Source organism: Bacillus sp. FSL K6-6540 (assembly GCF_038007545.1).
On sequence record NZ_JBBOXH010000001.1, the window covers coordinates 47,129 to 67,086 of the forward strand.

Sequence of the window (19,958 nt, forward strand, 5' to 3'; positions counted from 1 at the left end):
AACGTTGATCACTAGGTCAATCGGCAGCAGGGAGTTTTTGTTTTGTCCGGTCGAATTTTGTGACACTCTCCCACCCTTGGTTATAATGGAGGTACGCATGGCAGCGTCTGCATGAGGATCGGCTTGCGATGCGAAAGAAGAGACTAGGGGATTGGAAGAGGATATGAAACCAGATCAAACCGGGGCAAGGCTGCTGCAGGGAGCGTTTATCCTCAGCGCAGCCGCCATTCTGTCCAAGCTGATTGGCACGCTGCAAAAAATACCGCTGCAAAACATGGGCGGCGATGCCGTCTTTGGCATCTACAACACGGTTTATCCGTTCTATATGATGATCATTACGATCGCGGCGATCGGCTTCCCCGCGGCCGTATCCAAGTATGTGGCAGAGTATGAGGCGGAAGGGCGCACTCGGGACGGTCATCGGCTGCTGCGCTTGTCCTCCGCCGCGCTGGTGCTGTTCGGCCTGATCCTTGGTTTCCTGATGTACGCCTGCGCTCCGTGGATCGGGAAGTGGATCGGCAGCAGCCAGGTAATACCGGCTCTCCGCGCAGGAGCTTTGGCGCTGGCCTTCGTGCCCTGGATGTCGGTTCTGCGCGGTTATTTTCAGGGACTGCATAATATGGTGCCGACGGCCATCTCCCAGATTACGGAGCAGATGGTCCGCGTCGGGGTCATGATCGTGCTGCTGCTCTACCTGATCCGTGTCGGCGCCGATGCCGACGTGATTGCGGCGGGGGCGCTGCTTGGATCTGCTGCCGGCGGTGCCGCCGGGCTTTTGGTGATGGGGATATACTGGCGCAAGCATATCCGGGCATCTCGGAGCACCTCGCGGGGAGCAGCAAGGCACGAATCCGGAGAGTCCGGTATGAACAAAACGGAGATGCGTGCCGATGTAACTAAAGAGGGAGCAGGTGTTCTGCTTGGCCGCCTGCTCGCTTATGGCATCCCGGTCTGCCTCAGTCTGCTGGCGGTTCCGCTAATCGGACTGGTGGACACTTTCACCGTGCCCCGGTTATTGGCGTCCGGCGGACTTGGCGAATCGCTGGCCATGGCGGAGTTTGGGGTCTATAACCGCGGCCTGCCGCTGGTCCAGCTGGTTACGATGCTGGCCGCTTCCTTGTCGGTGCTGTTCATCCCTGCGTTGGCGGAAGCCAAGTTCAAGGGAGAATCGGACCGGGTCGCAAGCCAAAGCCGCATGGCCCTTCGCTGGTTCTGGCTGATCGGCATGACGGCCTCCGTAGGCCTGGCTGTGCTGGCTGAGCCGATCAATATCATGCTGTATGAAGATGCCGCAGGTACGGGCACGATGCAGGTGATTGCCTTTACAGCGGCCGGGGGGACGCTGAGCACGATTACGGCAGCATTGCTCCAGGGCATCGGCATGGTCAAGGGGCCGGCGATTCACCTGCTGGCTGCGGCCGGTTTGAAACTGCTGCTCAACCTGCTGTTGGTGCCGCAGTTCGGCATTACCGGCGCGGCCATCGCCGGCGTGGCTGCGCATCTGACCGCAGCCGCGCTCAACCTCGCGCTGCTCTCGCGAAGGGCCGGCGCCCGTCTTGACGCCGGCGGGATGCTCGCGAGGACGCTGCCGGTCCTCGCTGCGGTGGCGCTGGCCGCCTGGGGCGCAAGTGCCGCGTCCGGCGGCCTTCTGGGGGCGGCCGGCTTCGCACCAGGCCGCCTGACCCACGTGTTCGCGAGCCTGAGCGGCGTCGCGGCCGGCTGCGGCGCCTTCCTCATCGGCGCTGCGGTCACGAAGCTCCTCACCGAGGAGGAGCTTCGGATGCTGCCGAAGGTCGGAAGACCGCTGGCAGCCTTCTTGCGGGCCCTGCGCGTGCTGCGCTGAACCGGGCAGACGTGCAGATATTTGATCTTCTGTGATATAGTAGTGTACGATAACGACGTCGACAAGGCGGACGAAGACGAAAGGAAGTAGCTTATGAGTGCATCCATTACGGTGGTCGGCTTGGGTTCTGGCAATCCGGATCGATTGACGATAGGCATCATCAAAACCATGCAGCGGGCATCGAAGGTGTATGTGCGCACATTATCCCATCCCGTCATGGCTGCGTTGAAAGAGTTCCAGGTTCAGCCGGAATCGTTTGACCATGTGTATGAAGCGCACGACACCTTTCCCGAGGTGTACGAATCCATTGCAGCCGCTCTAATCAACTTGGCCAAGGCCGCGAAGGACGACGAGCGCGAGATCGTCTACGCGGTACCCGGGCATCCGATGGTAGCGGAGGCAACGGTCCGGCTATTGCGCGAGCGCTGCCCCGGAGAGAATGTGACGCTTACGGTGCTCGGCGGCGAGAGCTTTCTGGACGAGGCCTTCGTCCGCCTTGGTTTCGATCCCATTGAGGGCTTCCAGCTGCTCGATGCCGCTGAGCTTCGAGCAAGCGTCATCCAGCCGCAGCTGCATACCCTGATCGGCCAGGTGTATGACATGTTTACGGCTTCGGAAGTGAAACTGGCGCTGATGGAGCTGTATCCGGACGATTATCCCGTCATTGTCGGCCATGCGCTGGGCGTTGAGGGCGAGGAAGCGATCCAGCAAGTGCCGCTCTTCGAGCTCGATCGCATCGACGGATACGGCAATTTGTCGCTGATCTATGTACCCCGAAGCGATGACAGCAATCTGAGGCAGCGGACGTTTGCGAGGCTTCATGAGATCGTTGGCATTCTCCGCAGTCCCGAAGGCTGTCCGTGGGACCGTGAGCAGACCCACGAATCCATCCGCAAAAATCTGATCGAAGAAACCTACGAGGTATTGGAGACGATTGACGAGGATGATCCCGAGCATATGCAGGAGGAACTCGGCGACCTGCTCCTGCAAATTATGCTGCATTCCCAGATGGAAGAAGAGCTGGGCACCTTCACGGTGTACGACGTCATTCAAGCCCTGAATGACAAGCTGATCTTCCGCCACCCGCATGTTTTTGGCGAGAGCAGCGCCAAAGACGCGGAATCGGCCCTGCAGAACTGGGAGCAGATGAAGGCGGAAGAGAAACGGCGCAAGGGGCTCTCCCCGGAGAAGGCCTCGGCGCTGGACGGCATCCCGCGGGACCTTCCCGCCTTGATGAAGGCGTACAAGCTCCAGAAGAAGGCGTCCAAGGTGGGCTTCGATTGGGATAACATCGACGGCGTATTCCAGAAGATTGAGGAGGAGCTCGGTGAGCTGCGGCAAGCGGTGACGGAGGGTCAATCCGACGAGGATACGGCGCTCGAGCTCGGCGATCTGTTGTTCGCGGTTTCCAATGCGGCAAGATTCATCGGCGCGGATCCGGAAGAGGCGCTTTCGAGAACGAACCGGAAGTTTATCCATCGCTTCAGCTACATAGAGGAGCAGCTTGCCGCCCAGGGCAAAACCCTGCAGGAAAGCACCTTGGACGAGATGGAAGCCCTGTGGCAGTCCGCCAAAACGGGATCGGCGCATCACGGCGGTATCGAAGAGTGAAAAAACGCATCTTTTCACGTAAAAAATAAAAAAATAGGGATATGCGGCAGGAATTCCGCAAGGCATCCAGAATAATCATTAATGGTGAAATCTTGCAGAGTGCAAGGCGGTATAACCGAATAACCGTAAATCTTATATTTTTCTGATAATTGGGAGGATTTAATTCATGAACAAAACAGATCTGATCAACAACATTTCCGGTAAAAGTGGATTGACTAAAAAAGACGTAGAGAACGTCCTGAACGGCTTCCTTGGCGAAATCACGGAAGCTTTGGCTAATGGCGATAAAGTTCAATTGATCGGCTTCGGTACATTCGAAACTCGCAAGCGCGCTGGACGCACAGGCCGCAACCCGCAAACAGGCAACACGATCGAAATTCCAGAATCCAACGTTCCTGCGTTCAAGGCAGGCAACAAGCTTAAAGAAGCTGTAAAATAATGCGCGTCGATAAATTCCTGAAAGTATCGAGGTTAATCAAGCGGCGTACCGTAGCGAAAGATGTATCGGATCAAGGCCGGGTGCTGATCAACGGCCGCGAGGCCAAGCCGAGCAGCACGGTTAAAGTGGGCGATGAGATCACCGTCCAGTTTGGCCAGAAGCTGGTGACCGTCCGGGTCGAGCGTCTTACCGAGACAACCCGTAAAGATGAGGCGACCAGCCTCTATACCTTGGTCAAGGAAGAACCGATCGTTAAAGATCGCGGATTGGACTGGTAAACAGCCCGAGCCGTTCCATGAAACGTCCCTCTCACCATAAGGTGGGGGGGACGTTTCTGTTTTCATCCTGGCGTGTATATATGTACGGGAGATCCGGGCTCCCGTTCGTTTATGAAGCATCCCGGCTGCTTTCCGATCTTTCATGAAGGTGTGCGCCGCTTCCGGTTCTAAAGACAGGCACCTCCCCATAAGCTATTGTTAAAAGGAGGGGTACATGCCATGATCGACCAAGGGAAGGGCAAGTTTCATGATCTGCGGATGCAGAACCGGAAGCTGCTGGACATTACGGGTGTCCAAAACGTGGAGAGCTTTGACAGCGAAGAATTCCTGCTTCAGACCGAGCTTGGGCATCTGACCATTCGGGGGCAAAATTTACATATTAAAAATCTCAGCCTGGAAGAGGGGCTTTTGTCGATTGAAGGTCAGGTGCACTCCCTGATATATTTGAATCCCGGTTCGCAGACCAAGAACAAGAGTCTGCTGGGCAAGCTGTTTAAATGAATCCCAGCGTACAATGGATCACGCTGCTCTGGATGCTCTTCTCCGGAGCAGCGATGGGAGTCGCCTTCGACAGCTACCGGGTGCTGGCAGGGCAGCTCCGTTTCCCGCAATGGTCCAAGCATGCCATGGACTTCCTTTACTGGATTGCGGCAGCCTTCTTCATTTTTCGCATGTTATACATGACCAATGACGGGCAGCTACGCTTTTATGTGTTTGTTGGGCTATTTATAGGGGTTTGGATCTATTTTTTATTATGGAGTGTCATAACCCAGCGTTTTGTGGTAATGTTAATTCAAGTGACAAAAGGCTTGCTGTCCTTTTTGTACAAGCTGTTCCGTATGCTATTATGGAATCCGATCAAAGGAATCCTGATGCTGGGCTTAGGGCTGTTAAGGTTTCTATGGAAGTTTCTCCTGTCGCTGTTGCGTTTAATCCTTAAATGCCTCATGCCTTTTTGGCGACTCCTGAAATGGATGCTGAGACCGATCACATCCAGGGTCAGGCTGCCGGCATGGAGCAGGCAATTAGCGGACAAGGTTATCAAGGCGTGGAAGCGCTGGTTTTAGGAGGTATGGTCATGGGAAGATTTGCTGATCCATCGAAGCAGGCTCCCCAACAAACCAAGACAAAGAACAAAGGCGCCCGCCGGCGTAAGAGAATGTTTGTGGCGATGATGGCGCTGTTTTTGATCTGGGCAGGATCAACGCTCTGGTCCCAGAATGACCGCATCCGTAATCAGAACGAAGCGCTAGCTCAGAAGCAAGAGGATTATAAGTCCGTTGAACAGTCGCTCATCCAGATTACTCACGAAGTGGAGCGATTGAAGGACCCAGAATATATCGGGCAGATTGCCCGCAAGAAGTTCGGATTGTATCTGCCGAATGAAACGCCGATCATTCAGCCCCAAAATTCGGGCGAATCGCCGTAATTAGGCATGACAGACGTCTGTTGACCTTGTTTAGGTCATTATCGTATAATCAAATCACCGCAGCGCGATTTCTAAATCGGACTGTATATTTTTAAGGGAGGATCATTTTATTCTATGGCAATTGAAGTGGGCACCAAGTTAGAGGGCAAGGTGACAGGCATAACGCATTTTGGAGCATTTGTGGATCTGTCAGGAGGTGTCACGGGTCTCGTTCACATCTCGGAAATCGCCGACAACTACGTTAAGGATGTCAACGATCATTTGAAGATCAACGATGTCGTTACCGTGAAGGTGATTAATGTCGACAAGGACGGCAAGATCGGTCTTTCGATCAAGCAGGCTGTCGACAAGCCGGCTTCCGAAAGTCGTCCACCCCGCGCACCGAGACCGGAACGCAGTGGAGGCGGCGGAGAACGATTCGGAGGTGGCGGTGGAGGAGGATTCAACCGCGAACGCGGTGGACGCCCGTTTAAGCCTGCGGCCAACAAGCCTTCATTTGAGGATAAAATGTCACGCTTCCTGAAAGACAGTGAAGAACGAATCTCTTCGCTCAAGAAGAATACGGAAGGCAAACGCGGCGGACGCGGAGCCAAACGTATGTAATTCGATAAAATATAAACTGACCGCAGAGGGAAATTGCCTTCTGCGGTTTTTTTGTCGTTGCATCCAAGGGTACGACAGGTTCCTACGCATTTTACGGCGCCAATCTGCGGAATGAACGCGGGATGGCCGCCTCAATTCGGGAAATGATCCGCCCGAACGCCCCAGGCTAGACCTGCGGAAACCCGGCTGGGCGCGGGGGATGAGCGGTCGTTTCCCGAACGTTCGCAGGGCACGTTGATTTTGTCGGAAATTTCTTTGGGGCTTGTCCGGTGTTCTGACAAACTTTCCGAAACGGGGGTTTTATAATGGGACCAACAAATTCGTGAAGAATGGGGTGCCAGCGTAATGGATAAAAGAAATCTGGTGATGTTTCCGGGTACTGAGGCAGTTAAAGGGGGAGCGGGTTCTATTCGTGCCCGCGTGGCGGAACGGTTAGGGCAGCTGCCTTTCCTGCAGCGTCCCATCCACTTCCTGGCCGCAAAGAAGTGGATGATCCTGCTAACCTTCATGGGTTTTCTGCTCGGACGAGCTATGATTCTGGGGGAACTTTCTCCATTTGCAGTCGCCTATTTCGCAGTCATCGCCTTTATGCGACGCGATGTTTTGCTGCCGGTAGGCGCAGCGATCGTTGCAGGAAGTTTATTTGCTTCCTTTCCGGTGGCATGGATGGTGCCGGCAGAGATTTTGATCTTTTATTTTATGATGCGGGGATTGGAGACATATGATCGGGCGGAATTGTCTTATGCACCTTTGATGGTATTTGTCTCCACCTTTTTTGTGAACCTGTTCAGCGTCCTCATCGGACCAAGCATTACCTGGTACTCCATGATGATGCTCACCTTAAATGCCGTACTCAGTTTCGTGTTGACGCTGGTCTTTATCCAGGCGATTCCGGTGCTGACGCTTCGTAAAAAAACGCATGTTCTTCGTAATGAAGAAATTCTATGCATCATCATTCTGCTGGCGTCGGTCATGACAGGTGCCGTCGGCTGGACCGTTCAATCCCTGTCGGTGGAGCATGTCTTATCCCGGTATCTGATTCTGCTGTTTGCGTTGGTAGGGGGTGCGCCGCTGGGCGCTTCGGTTGGCGTAGTGACGGGCCTAATCCTCAGTTTGGCCAATATATCGGCCTTCTCGCAGATGAGCCTGCTCGCCTTTTCCGGGATGCTCGCCGGTATGCTGAAGGAAGGGAAGAAGGGCGGCGTTTCGCTGGGCATGCTGCTCGGGGCAACCATTCTTTCCATCTATTTCAGCAATCCCGGAGAAGTCATGATCTCCACATGGGAAACCTGCGCGGCCATCGTGCTGTTCCTCATTACACCGAAAAGCGTGATGCAGGCCATCGGCAGATATGTGCCGGGGACGCAGGATCATACTCGTTCTCAGCATGAGTATGCCAAGCGGGTCCGGGACCTCACAGCCGATCGCGTGACCCAATTCTCCAAGGTGTTCCGCCAGCTCTCGCAAAGTTTCGGACAAACGTCAGGGGTCATACAGCCTCCAGGCAAACAGGCGGAGGAGATGAATCATTTCATGAATGCCGTGGCGGAAGGAAGCTGCGCCACCTGCTATAAACGGAATCAGTGCTGGGACATGAAATTCTACCAGACTTATAAATATATGACCGATATGATGACCTCGATCGAGGAGAATCCCGAGATGGAAGCAGACGATCTGCCGCCGGAGTGGAGCCGGATCTGCGCCAAGAAGGAGGAGGTGCTCGGCATCCTGAAGCAGCAGTATCATCTTTACCAACATGATATGCAGTGGAAACGCCAAATATACGATAGCCGCCATCTGGTAGCGGAACAATTATCCGGCGTGTCGCAGGTCATGGAGGATTTGGCTCGAGAGATTAAACGGGAAAGCCAGACGATGCACATTCAGGAGGAGCAGATCAGGGAAGCGCTGCAGCAGTTGGGGTTATCGATTCAAGGCATCGATATTATTAGCCTGGATTCGGGTCAGGTCGAGATTGAGATCGTTCATGCGTATACCCGCGGATACGACGAATGCAGGAAGATTATCGGGCCGTTGCTGTCCGACATTCTCGGGGAGCATATCGCAGTTATGGAAGAAACCCTGACCCATCCAAGGGACGGATTGGCGACGGTGCGTTTCGGGTCGGCCAAAACATTTGAAATTATGACGGGCGTAGCGGCAGCGGCCAAGGGAGGAGATATTTTATCAGGGGATAGTTTCAGTACGGTTGAGCTGGGCAACGGCACGTTTGCGGTAGCGCTCAGCGATGGAATGGGGAACGGGGAAAGGGCAAGGCTCGAGAGCAGCTCGGCCCTGAATATATTAGAGCAGCTGCTTCAATCCGGCATGGATGAGAAGCTGGCAATTAAATCGGTCAACTCGATCCTGATGCTGCGCTCGCCGGATGAAATCTATGCCACGGTCGATATGGCTCTCATCGATCAATACACGGCTCAGACCACTTTTATGAAGATCGGTTCGACGCCAAGCTTTATCAAAAGGGGCAATGATGTCATACCGGTCTCGGCCAGCAATCTTCCCATCGGCATTATCCAGGATATCGAGGTGGATTTGGTATCCCTGCAGCTGCAGGCGGGCGATGTTCTCATTATGATGACGGACGGCATTTATGATGCGCCGGGTTACGCGGTGAACAAGGAGTTATGGATGAAACGAATGATCCAGGAGGTGAACAGTGAAGACCCGCAGGAAATAGCCGATTGCCTGCTTGAGAAGGTGATACGCTATCAACAGAATCAAATCCATGATGATATGACGGTGGTGGTCGGGCGCGTGGATCACTTCCATCCGGAATGGTCGAATGTGCATGTTCCGGGATTCGCCCGCATGGAGCGGCCTCGAACGGTTAGCTGAGGATTTACAATATAACAAAGCGATTACCCGGGAAATGGAGGCCCGGAGCCGATCAATTCTTTTCCGTCTATTCTTCCTGATTGTCGTTTGAACTCTCTTGAATGTGGAAATGATAGAGATAGAAATCCAATCGATAGGATGGATCAGACGGGAGGCAATTTATTATGAAACAAATCTTGCTGATTACAGACGGGTGTTCGAATGTCGGTGCCAGTCCGGTTCTGGCCGCGGCGCATGCGCTGCAGGATGGTATTGTCGTAAACGTGGTGGGGGTCCTTGATTACGGGACGATCGGTGAACTTGGGGGATTGGAAATACAGGAGATAGCCAAAGCGGGAGGAGGCATACACCGGATCGTAGGTACGCCGCAGCTTGCGCAGACGATGCAGATGATGACTCGGAAAACGGTGGTTCAGACGATCCAACAAGCGGTAAATAAGGAGATACAGCATATTTTGGGAGGCGGGACGCTGGAGGAACTTCCGCCGGACAAGCGTTCGCAAGTCGTCGAAGTGGTGGATGAGCTGGCCGAGACGTCATCCCTTCAGGTTGCGCTGTTAATCGATGCAAGTGCAAGCATGAAGCCTAAGCTGGCAGCCGTTGAGGAAGCGATACGCGACCTGATGCTGAGCTTGAAAGCGCGCGCAGGCTCAAGCGAATTGTCGGTATTCCATTTTCCCGGAAAACATAGCGGCGAGGATATCGTCATGGACGTGGATTGGACCTCGGATCTTGACGGTGCCCGCGGCATGTTCAGCAGGCTGCAGATGAAGGGGGCGACGCCGACAGGACCTGCCTTGTTAAAGGTGATTGAATTTTACCGATATGGTACACTAGAAGGTAATCAATCATGGCAGGGTCGTTCCAGCCAAGAGGAAGGGATGCTCGGTGACTACGTTGTCTAACCCGGGTTATCCGCCAGGAACCGTAATTAAGGGCAAATGGCGGAACAGCCGGTACATCGTGGAACGTATGCTCGGTAAAGGGGCTAACGGCAAGGTGTATCTGGTCCACCGGGCAGGAGTGCGCGAGCGTTATGCTTTAAAAGTAGGCTATGACGCTCTGGATCTACAATCCGAAATTAATGTGCTGAATGCACTCAAAGAACAAATGACGGACCCTTACCTCGTGGAGGCGGACGATCATCATGACGGCAGCGGCGAAGTGTCCTTCTATGTCATGCGTTACATCGAGGGGAGCCCGCTGCATCATTTTATTCGCAAACGCGGCACCGAGTGGGTCGGCCTGATCGGGCTGAAGCTGCTTGAGAAGCTGTCCGTTCTGCATGCATCCGGTTATGCGTTCGGAGATTTGAAGCCGAATAATGTGATGGTTTCGGCCTACGGAAGGGTGGAACTGATCGATTACGGCGGCGTCAGCTCCTTCGGGCGCAGCGTAAAGCAGTTTACGGAATGGTACGACCGGGGATACTGGAATGCCGGGAGCCGGACCGGCGACGTATCCTATGATTTGTTCTCGTTTGCCGTGATGTGCATCGGCCTGCTGGATGAGAAATCGCTTAAGGAGGCGTCTTGTCAGCTTCCCCAAACCCGGAGCGTTGCCGACCTGCAGCTGGTGCTGCGAAGAAACCCCGTATTCAAGCCGTACGCCGTCTGGCTGAACAAGGCATTGTCGGGAGAATTCGCGGATTCACGGGAAGCGCTGAACGAGTGGAGAAAACGGATATATGAAGGCTCGAGCCGAGGCGGTCGCCCCGTTCCGGGACGTACGCCGCGCTGGCTAAGGAACGCGTTTGGGTTGTCCTTGGTCATTATGGCCTGCGCCGTTTATTTCTTCTTCCGCTCATGAGTTGTTGCCTTGTTACTGGAAGTTCATAAAGGTGCGAGTTCAAAAAGGTCGGTTTTCAGCACCGAGAAGGTTATGCTCCCGATGTGCGTTTTTTCAAGACGCTTCAGATTGGATGAAACTAGGGACGTCAGGAATGGAGCGTACGCTTTGGTACGTGAGCACCTGAAATGTTTCCGCAGGAAACATACTTCGAAAGCATCTGCTTAGGCCCGGCTGAATTCAAGATTCGATGCCGAGTGGCTTCCGGATTCACTTCGTGTTAGATATAGAATTTATGAGTTATCAGTGGAACTGGTGAAATTCTATATCGCCAGAAAACCTACCTATGCATCGCGGTCGCTCATCCTTTGAAGTGGCCTCGATAGGGGGTTTCTTATCAAAAGCGGACTTTTTGAACAACCTCTAAAGGGGATCTGGAAGTGAAACAGGATTATTTACGAACATTCGTCCAACATATCGAGCGTACCGCCGCAGAGTTTGATTTGTGGTCGGAAGGCGACGGTATCGTGGTTGCCGTTTCCGGCGGACCGGATTCCGTTGCGCTTCTTCACGTTCTGCATGAAATCTCACAGCACCGTACGCCGCTCCGATTGATCTGCGCTCATGTGCATCATGGTTTTCGAAAAGAGTCGGATCAGGAGGCGGAGATGGTGCGCGAGCTGGCGGAGTCGCTCGGACTTCCATTGGAAACGGCGTTCATCGATATTCCCGCTTATATGGAAGAGAGCGGCAAGGGTGGACAGGAGGCGGCAAGAGAGAAGCGTTACGAATTTCTGCTGCAAACGGCCCGGAAACACAATGCGCGCTCCGTGGCTCTGGCTCATCATGCCGACGATCAAGCCGAGACGGTATTCATGAGGCTACTGCGCGGAAGCGGTTTGTCGGGCCTGGGCGGCATCAAATTTAAACGCACGGAAAAAAAAGTGGAACTTATCCGCCCGTTCCTTCGTATGTACAAGGCGGATATCGTGGAGCTGTGCCGCGTATGCGGATTCCAGTATGCGGTGGATCACAGCAATCTGCAGACGAAGTACCGCCGTAATGCGATTCGCCTGGAAGTATTTCCTTTTTTGGAGCGATACAACGGGCAGTTCTCCTCCTCACTCAATCAGCTGGCCGAAATTGTCCAGCAGGAGGATGATTTTGTGGAGCTTGAAGCTGCGAAGCAATTTCGGAGTTTGGTACAGGAGAACGATGGGAGGCTCGCTTTCGACGCGCCTTCCTTTTTGGGCTTACATGTCGCTTTACAACGGCGTTTGATTAAACTAATATTAAATTACCTGCCCTCAGATCAGGAAAACACCGATTTTGTCAAGATTGAAACGGTGCGCCACGGCATTCTTAACGATCAGCGAAGCAACTGGCGTCTGGATCTGGGTGACGGCATTACCTGTGTTCGTGAGTACGGAGTGATCCAGTTTTGGCCAAAACCTCCGGAAGAACAGGGACAGTACATATACATTCTTGATTCTCCTGATGCGTCAGAGCTTTATGTTAAGGAAATCGGAAAAATGCTGACATTGTCGTTAAAGACAGGAAGCGAAAGCCGGAGCGGCTCCAGACCATCGGCCTTTGTGGCGGATTTTGATGCGGATGAGCTGCAGTTTCCTTTAACCGTGCGCAACAGACAGCCGGGAGACAAGATGAAGATCATGGGATTAAACGGAAGCAAAAAGGTGAAAGATATTCTCATTGATGAGAAAATCCCGCCGTCTGTCCGTGCCCGGATTCCTATTCTTTGTGACGGTTCCGGCAGCATCGTATGGATTCCAGGTGTACGACGTTCCGTTCACGCCGCTTGCGGGCGGCACACATCACGAGTTCTCCGAATGGAGCTGTCGGATGTTTAAGGCAAGTGTAAAACGAAGAATGGCCCGTTTCACGCTTTCATAGTATAAACGTAGGAGGTCCACTTAAGTTGCAGAATGACATTCAGGAAATACTCATCAGTGAAGAAGAGATTCGCGCAAAAATTAAGGAACTCGGTTCCAAGCTCAGCGCCGAATATGAGGGACGCAATCCGCTCGTTATTTGCGTTCTTAAAGGTGCGTTTATTTTTATGGCCGACTTGGTTAAATCCATATCAGTACCTCTAGAGTTGGATTTCATGGCTGTATCCAGCTATGGAGCATCAACCAAATCCTCTGGCGTGGTCAAGATCATTAAAGATCTGGACGCTTCCGTTGAAGGAAGGGATGTTCTGATTGTGGAGGATATTATCGACAGCGGTCTTACGCTCAGCCATTTGATTGAGCTTCTGAAGAGCCGCAAGGCAAACTCGGTGCGTGTTGTCACCCTGTTCGACAAGCCGGCACGCCGTACGGTGGATTTGCAGGCTGATTATACCGGATTTGTGCTGCCGGATGCTTTTGTTGTCGGATACGGGCTCGATTACGCCGAGCATTACCGGAACCTCCCCTACATCGGGATTCTGAAACCGGAAATCTACAGCAGTTAAACCGCGCCAATAGGCTGCTACCACAGATCGGGGGCCTTTGTTGAGATGGCCAGACAGGCTGTGGTAAAATATCTTATGTGTCTTGAGAGGAGGTAGGGGATGAGTCGGTTCATCCGGAATTCTGGTTTTTATTTGATTCTATTTTTAGTCGTGGTGGGCATAGTACAATTCGTCACCAATGGCGGCGAGCAAGCCGATGCCCCTAGTTATAATCAACTGCGGCAGGAAGTCAAAGCTAACAACATAGAGGAAATGACGGTACAATTTGACGGTTACGCTTATCTGGTGACCGGTAAGTATAGGGAGATATCCGAAGAGAAAAAATCGGAGAATTTCTCGACCTATATTCCTGCCACGGATGCAGCGATGCAAGAGCTGACTGCAGCCAGTGATAGCAACAATGTCAAACTGTCCGTGGTGCCAATGGAAGGCCAAAGCATTTGGCTGACATTGCTTTCATCCTTTATTCCGCTCATCATTATGTTTGTTCTGTTCTTCTTCCTGTTCAATCAGGCTCAGGGCGGCGGCGGCAAAGTGATGAACTTTGGTAAGAGCAAAGCCCGCTTATATAATGAAGAGAAGAAACGGATTACATTTGAAGATGTAGCCGGAGCAGATGAAGAGAAGCAGGAGCTTGTCGAGGTTGTTGACTTCTTGAAGGATCCGCGCAAATTTAACACGGTTGGCGCTCGCATTCCGAAGGGCGTCCTGCTTGTCGGTCCTCCGGGAACCGGTAAGACGCTCCTTGCACGCGCCGTTGCCGGCGAAGCGGGAGTGCCGTTCTTCAGTATTTCCGGTTCCGACTTCGTAGAGATGTTTGTCGGCGTCGGTGCTTCTCGCGTACGCGACTTGTTCGAAAACGCAAAGAAGAATGCACCATGTATCATCTTCATTGATGAGATTGATGCTGTAGGTCGTCAGCGCGGCGCCGGTCTCGGCGGCGGTCATGACGAGCGCGAGCAGACGCTCAACCAATTGCTGGTTGAGATGGACGGTTTCGGAGCGAACGAAGGCATTATCATCGTCGCTGCGACCAACCGACCGGATATTTTGGACCCGGCGCTTCTTCGCCCGGGACGTTTTGACCGTCAGATTACCGTCGATCGCCCGGATGTGAAGGGCCGTGAAGCCGTACTGAAGGTTCATGCACGCAACAAACCGTTGACGAAGGATGTCAAGCTTGACATCATCGCCAAACGTACAACCGGTTTTACGGGCGCCGATCTGGAGAATCTCCTGAACGAGGCTGCCTTGCTTGCGGCTCGCCGCAACCGTAAAGATATCTCCATGCGAGAAGTGGATGAAGCGATTGACCGCGTTATCGTGGGTACCGAGAAGCGCAGCCGCGTGATCAGTGACCGCGAGAAACGCATCGTAGCTTACCATGAAGCCGGTCATACCATTGTGGGTTACTTCCTTGAGCATGCGGATACGGTGCACAAGGTAACGATTATTCCTCGCGGCCGTGCCGGCGGATATGTCATCATGATGCCGAAGGAAGATCGGATGCTCGTAACGAAGCAGGAATTGCTGGACCGCGTAACCGGTTTGCTTGGCGGCCGTGTCGCCGAGGAGCTGTTCATCGGCGAAATCGGAACCGGAGCCTACAGCGACTTCCAGCAAGCAACGGGCATCATCCGCAGCATGATTGTGGAATACGGTATGAGTGAGAAGCTCGGACCGATGCAGTTCGGTACATCCCAAGGACAAGTGTTCCTGGGACGTGACATCGGACACGAGCAGAACTATAGTGATGCAATCGCTTATGAAATCGATCAGGAAATGCAGCGGTTCATTAACGAATGTTATGAGAAGTGTAGAGAGCTTCTGACCAAGCATTCCAAAGAGGTTCATTTGATTGCCAACACGCTTCTGGAGAAGGAAACACTGGAGCTTGAGCAAATCAAGAACCTCATTGAGACCGGATCGGCTGAAGGCGATGGCAGTGGCGAAGGTGAAGGTTCTTCCGAGAACGGCGAGCCGATTATCGATAACATTGGCGACGTGAAAGTTCGCATTCAAGGGAAAGAAGACGGCGGGCAGCCGACTTCCACGGAAGAGATTCCGAACAACCCGATGGATTCGAATGATCCAGCACCGGAAACCAAAGATTCCGAACGCAAGGATCCTCCAGGCGGATCGGACAACGGTAACAGCAGTTTAACGTAATATTCGCTGATAAAACATCGAATACCGAATAAAAAAGAAGAACCGGAGAACGATAATTCGTTTTCCGGTTCTTTTTGTGCTTTCTATCACATTGACAGGGGACAGAACGAACGTGTACATTAGTTGTTAAATAAGGATGCGCTTCCTTTCACAAAGGTGGGAACCATCCTGAAAGTCACATGGTCATAAGCGGCGAACAGCCGGACAACATAAAGGGAGAGGGTCGATCATGGAAGCTTTGGCACTGGAGCGCAAGGCAGAACAGAACCGTGAACTGCGTGAGCGGTTAATGCAGTTGAAGAAGGAACGTAATGCAATTATTTTGGCTCATTATTATCAACGGGACGAAATTCAGGAGGTTGCTGATTTCCGTGGGGATTCCTTCTTGCTCGCGCAGAAGGCGGCACAAACCGACGCCGAGGTCATCGTATTCTGCGGCGTGCATTTTATGGGCGAGAGCGCCAAAATCCTGGCACCAAACAAAACGGTTCTGATTCCGGATGAACGGGCTGGCTGTCCTATGGCCGACATGGTGAACGTGGACGGACTGCGGAAATTGAAAGCGCAGCATCCGAATGCGAAGGTGGTTACGTACATCAATTCATCCGCTGAAATCAAGGCCGAAACGGATATCTGCTGCACTTCCTCCAACGCGGTGAAAGTGATTCAGTCGGTGGATTCGGACGAAATTATATGGGTTCCCGATAAGAACCTGGGGCACTATGTTCAGCAGCACACCGACAAGAAACTCATTATTTGGGAAGGATACTGCAACACGCATGACATGCTGACCGTTAAGGATGTCGTCGAGATGAAGGCCAAATATCCTCAAGCTGAATTTGTGGTGCATCCGGAATGCCGTCCGGAGGTTGTTGCCATGGGGGACTTTGTGGGAAGCACAACCGCCATCCTGGAATATTGCAAACAGTCATCGGCCAAGGAGTTTATCGTGGGCACTGAGGACGGTACCGGTTATCAGCTTCGACTGGATAGCCCGGATAAATCGTTCCACTTCGCGACGAAATTCCTGGTATGTCCGAATATGAAAGTGAATAATCTCAAAAAGCTGGTGAAAGCACTGGAAACGATGAAGCCGCAGATCTATGTGCCGCCGGTCGTTGCAGAGAAAGCCAGAACTTCATTAGAGCGCATGTTACAGGTTAAGTAGCATGCGCTACTCTTTCGTGAAAAGACAGGTGAAGCAACGTGATACCGCAGTATTTGGTTGATTTTGAGCTGAACGATCTCCCGGTTGTAGAGACGGATGTCATCGTGATCGGTTCAGGCATTGCGGGTTTATATACGGCGATCATGGCAAGTGCGACTCAGAATGTGCTTTTGATTACGAAAAAATCGCTCCTCGAGAGCAACACCCGTTATGCTCAAGGCGGGATCGCGGCCGTAACGGCGGAGGATGACTCGCCAGCATATCACCGTCAGGATACCCTCCTTGCAGGGGCCGGTTTATGTTCATCTGCCGCGGTGGATGTGCTTGTAAACGAGGGTCCCGTCGGGGTTCAAGAGCTGATTCGCCTCGGCACGACGTTTGATGTGGAGAACGGCGAGCTTGCTTTGACCAAAGAAGGTGCGCACAGCCACCGACGGATCCTTCATGCCAACGGGGATGCTACCGGTTATGAAATTGTGCGCGCTCTTTCCATTCAGGTCGAAATGCTTCACAATATAGAGGTATGGGATGATCATTTTGTCATTGACCTGATTACCGAACAGGGAGAGTGTCACGGCGCATTGGTACAGATGCCGGATGGCAAGCGGGTATTCGTGCGCGGCCGTGCGACGATTATGTGTTCCGGCGGGGCCGGTCAGTTGTACCGGTACACGACCAATCCGGAGGTTGCGACCGCGGATGGCATCGCCATGGCTTATCGGGCAGGCGCGGAAATTCGGGATATGGAGTTTATCCAGTTTCATCCGACGGCGCTAAGCTATCCGGGTGCTCCCCGTTTCCTGATATCAGAGGCGGTTCGCGGAGAAGGCGCCGTGCTTCGTAATATAAGAGGGGAACGATTCATGCCGAAATACCATGAGTTACAGGAGCTGGCACCCCGGGATATCGTGGCACGGGCCATTGTCAGTGAAATGGAAGCGACGGGATCGACCTTCGTATACCTGGATATTACCCATGAGTCGCCGGAAATGGTCAAACATCGATTCCCAACGATTTATGAAACATGCATGCAGTACGGGCTGGATTTATCGTCCGATTGGATTCCGGTCTCCCCGGCTGCGCATTATATGATGGGGGGCATCAAGACCAACCTGCACGGCGAGAGCAGCGTGAAGCGATTATTTGCTTGCGGAGAAGTCTCGTCTACCGGTGTTCACGGAGCGAACCGGTTAGCCAGCAATTCGCTTTCGGAGGCGGTCGTGTACGGCAGTCGGATTGTCGAGCGCATTAAGAGCCTCCCGGAACCCTCTGGGGATCCTCTTGGGGTATCATTCCATCTGGGCCGCAAGGACGCTCCGTCGCAAGCGATGGTGGAAAAACGCTTGAAGCTTCAGAAGGTCATGGTGCGTTATGCAGGACTTCGGAGAAATCGGGATACTCTAATAAGAGCAGCGGAAGAGCTTGGCCGTCAGCTGCCCTTGTTCCAATCGATGCTCTCCAAGCGTGAAGAATACGAATTTGCGAATATGCTGACTGCATCCCTGCTGGTGGTTCAAGGCGCGTTGGGTCGGGAAGAAAGCCGGGGAGCTCACTACCGTGAGGATTATCCGGAGCGAAATGACAGCGAATGGCGCAAGCATATTGTGTTTATACGGGACCAAGAAATGACGGAGGAATTGAGCGATGATGTTTAACGGATATAACGATGGCCTTCTCCAGAGCATACGGACTTGGCTTCAGGAGGATATTGGGTCGGGGGATATTACGACCCTCACCACGATCGAGCCGGGTCACGAATCCAAAGGGGTTATCCATGCCAAAGAGGCAGGCATCGTGGCAGGCATGCCAGTGGCAGAGCTGGTATTCGAAACGGTAGATCCAACGCTTATGTTTACGGCATTGGTCCGTGACGGAGACGTGGTGGAAAAAGGGACGGTTCTCGCTGAGGTGGAAGGAAGCACCCATCGTATTTTGACAGGCGAGCGGCTCGCCTTAAATTTGCTTCAGCGTCTATCGGGCATTGCAACCAAAACACGTTCTTTTGTTGATGTGCTTGAGGGATTGCCGACAAGGCTGGTGGATACCCGCAAAACGACGCCAGGCCACCGGATGCTTGAGAAATATGCCGTGCGGGTCGGCGGCGGCGCGAATCATCGCTTCGGCCTGTACGATGCCGTCATGATCAAGGATAATCACATCAAGGGTGCGGGCGGCATCGCCCAGGCGGTCAGCCGGGCCAGAGCCCATATTCCGCACACCATGACGATCGAAGTTGAAACCGAGAGCCTGGCACAAGTGGAAGAAGCCTTGGCTGCAGGCGCGGATATTATCATGCTGGACAACATGAGTCATGACATGATGATGGAGGCCGTGCGGAGAATCAAGGCCAAGTCGCCCCACGTTCGCGTCGAAGCGTCGGGGAGCGTGACGCTGGAGACCGTGCGCGGGATTGCGGAGACCGGGGTCGATGTCATTTCGGTTGGACGGCTGACGTATTCATTCCATAGTCTCGATATTAGTTTGGATCTGAATGCAAAGAAAGGAGGAGCAGAGGGTTGATTCTCGTTGTGGACGTAGGGAATACCAATATTGTGCTGGGTGTGTACCAGGGAAAGAAACTGCTGCATGATTTTCGGATCAGTACATCGCGTCAGTCTACCGTGGACGAATACGGTGTATTGATCCACAATTTGTTTCAAATGTCCAATATATTGGTAAGCCAAATAGAAGGCGTTATTGTCTCTTCCGTAGTTCCTCCGCTTGTGCGCGTGGTCGAGGAAATGTGCAATAAATATATTGGCAAGGCGCCCCTTATCGTTGGGCCGGGGATCAAAACCGGACTCAATCTGCGGTATGAGAATCCGCGTGAGGTGGGGGCTGACCGGATCGTGAATGCAGTAGCAGCCGTCGAGCAGTACGGGGGGCCGCTGATCGTAGTGGATTTCGGTACGGCGACGACGTTTGATTGCATTGATGAAGCAGGCAACTATCTGGGCGGCGTAATTGTGCCGGGCATTGGCATTGCCACGGAAGCCCTTGTACAGCGTGCTTCCAAGCTTCCTCGCGTAGAGCTCGAAAAGCCGAAAAAGGTGATTGGGCGCAACACCGTTCATGCCATGCAGGCCGGCATCGTATTCGGTTATGCAGGACAGGTCGATGGCCTGGTTAAACGCATAAAAGCCGAGATGGGAACGGACAATGTTAAGGTTATCGCCACGGGGGGAATGGCTGAGCTGATTGCCGGCGAAACGGAATCCATCGAAGAGATTTCTCCCCTCTTGACGCTGGAAGGCTTGCGTATTATTTACGAGCGTAACTAGAAGCGATATAAAAC

At 53.1% G+C, this 19,958-nt stretch carries 18 protein-coding genes; all 18 read left to right on the top strand.

The genetic code is table 11. From position 1 onward, the window contains the following. Positions 1 to 163 precede the first annotated feature (163 nt). The 18 genes from MHH82_RS00225 (at position 164) to MHH82_RS00310 (ending at position 19,944) form a co-directional block, all read left to right on the top strand. On the top strand, positions 164 to 1,843 hold the full coding sequence (locus MHH82_RS00225) for a putative polysaccharide biosynthesis protein (protein WP_340962463.1): 1,680 nt from the start codon (positions 164 to 166) through the stop codon (positions 1,841 to 1,843). Positions 1,844 to 1,936: 93 nt separating this feature from the next. Further along, on the top strand, positions 1,937 to 3,454 hold the full coding sequence (gene mazG / locus MHH82_RS00230; RefSeq protein WP_340962465.1) for a nucleoside triphosphate pyrophosphohydrolase: 1,518 nt from the start codon (positions 1,937 to 1,939) through the stop codon (positions 3,452 to 3,454). 166 nt (positions 3,455 to 3,620) lie between these two features. Then, entirely contained in the window at positions 3,621 to 3,893 is a 273-nt protein-coding gene (locus MHH82_RS00235) for an HU family DNA-binding protein (RefSeq protein WP_009591918.1), read from the top strand. Next, entirely contained in the window at positions 3,893 to 4,171 is a 279-nt protein-coding gene (locus MHH82_RS00240; protein ID WP_009591909.1) for an RNA-binding S4 domain-containing protein, read from the top strand. The genes MHH82_RS00235 and MHH82_RS00240 overlap by 1 nt, the downstream gene beginning before the upstream one ends. A gap of 219 nt (positions 4,172 to 4,390) precedes the next feature. Continuing rightward, positions 4,391 to 4,672: a sporulation protein YabP gene (yabP, locus tag MHH82_RS00245; protein ID WP_009591926.1), complete on the top strand. Its 282-nt coding sequence runs from the start codon at positions 4,391 to 4,393 to the stop codon at positions 4,670 to 4,672. Further along, positions 4,669 to 5,238, top strand: coding sequence for a spore cortex biosynthesis protein YabQ (yabQ, locus tag MHH82_RS00250; protein WP_340962469.1), 570 nt, complete (start codon positions 4,669 to 4,671; stop codon positions 5,236 to 5,238). The genes yabP and yabQ overlap by 4 nt, the downstream gene beginning before the upstream one ends. An 11-nt stretch (positions 5,239 to 5,249) precedes the next feature. Beyond that, positions 5,250 to 5,600 (top strand): FtsB family cell division protein, encoded by a 351-nt coding sequence (locus MHH82_RS00255; protein ID WP_009591911.1) that lies wholly within the window; start codon positions 5,250 to 5,252, stop codon positions 5,598 to 5,600. Positions 5,601 to 5,714: 114 nt separating this feature from the next. Next, positions 5,715 to 6,203: a S1 domain-containing RNA-binding protein gene (locus tag MHH82_RS00260; protein ID WP_009591896.1), complete on the top strand. Its 489-nt coding sequence runs from the start codon at positions 5,715 to 5,717 to the stop codon at positions 6,201 to 6,203. A 345-nt stretch (positions 6,204 to 6,548) separates the two neighbouring features. Then, on the top strand, positions 6,549 to 9,059 hold the full coding sequence (spoIIE, locus tag MHH82_RS00265) for a stage II sporulation protein E (RefSeq protein WP_036661701.1): 2,511 nt from the start codon (positions 6,549 to 6,551) through the stop codon (positions 9,057 to 9,059). Positions 9,060 to 9,223: 164 nt separating this feature from the next. Beyond that, the gene (locus MHH82_RS00270; RefSeq protein WP_009591933.1) at positions 9,224 to 9,964 is read left to right on the top strand and encodes a VWA domain-containing protein; all 741 of its coding nucleotides are present in this window, start codon (positions 9,224 to 9,226) and stop codon (positions 9,962 to 9,964) included. Then, positions 9,948 to 10,868 (top strand): serine/threonine protein kinase, encoded by a 921-nt coding sequence (locus MHH82_RS00275; RefSeq protein WP_012818321.1) that lies wholly within the window; start codon positions 9,948 to 9,950, stop codon positions 10,866 to 10,868. Before MHH82_RS00270 ends, MHH82_RS00275 begins: the two co-directional genes overlap by 17 nt. 419 nt (positions 10,869 to 11,287) lie before the next feature. Then, the gene (gene tilS / locus MHH82_RS00280; RefSeq protein ID WP_012818322.1) at positions 11,288 to 12,718 is read left to right on the top strand and encodes a tRNA lysidine(34) synthetase TilS; all 1,431 of its coding nucleotides are present in this window, start codon (positions 11,288 to 11,290) and stop codon (positions 12,716 to 12,718) included. 68 nt (positions 12,719 to 12,786) lie between these two features. Next, the gene (hpt, locus tag MHH82_RS00285; protein ID WP_012818323.1) at positions 12,787 to 13,326 is read left to right on the top strand and encodes a hypoxanthine phosphoribosyltransferase; all 540 of its coding nucleotides are present in this window, start codon (positions 12,787 to 12,789) and stop codon (positions 13,324 to 13,326) included. Positions 13,327 to 13,425: 99 nt separating this feature from the next. After that, on the top strand, positions 13,426 to 15,495 hold the full coding sequence (gene ftsH, locus MHH82_RS00290) for an ATP-dependent zinc metalloprotease FtsH (protein WP_009591914.1): 2,070 nt from the start codon (positions 13,426 to 13,428) through the stop codon (positions 15,493 to 15,495). Between the two features lie 229 nt (positions 15,496 to 15,724). Beyond that, a complete protein-coding gene (gene nadA / locus MHH82_RS00295) occupies positions 15,725 to 16,663 on the top strand; it encodes a quinolinate synthase NadA (RefSeq protein ID WP_012818324.1) in 939 nt (312 codons plus the stop codon). Positions 16,664 to 16,701: 38 nt separating this feature from the next. Then, the gene (nadB, locus tag MHH82_RS00300) at positions 16,702 to 18,318 is read left to right on the top strand and encodes an L-aspartate oxidase (RefSeq protein ID WP_012818325.1); all 1,617 of its coding nucleotides are present in this window, start codon (positions 16,702 to 16,704) and stop codon (positions 18,316 to 18,318) included. Then, a complete protein-coding gene (gene nadC / locus MHH82_RS00305) occupies positions 18,308 to 19,183 on the top strand; it encodes a carboxylating nicotinate-nucleotide diphosphorylase (RefSeq protein ID WP_340962479.1) in 876 nt (291 codons plus the stop codon). Before nadB ends, nadC begins: the two co-directional genes overlap by 11 nt. Continuing rightward, positions 19,180 to 19,944, top strand: coding sequence for a type III pantothenate kinase (locus MHH82_RS00310; RefSeq protein ID WP_009591942.1), 765 nt, complete (start codon positions 19,180 to 19,182; stop codon positions 19,942 to 19,944). The genes nadC and MHH82_RS00310 overlap by 4 nt, the downstream gene beginning before the upstream one ends. Positions 19,945 to 19,958 lie beyond the last annotated feature (14 nt).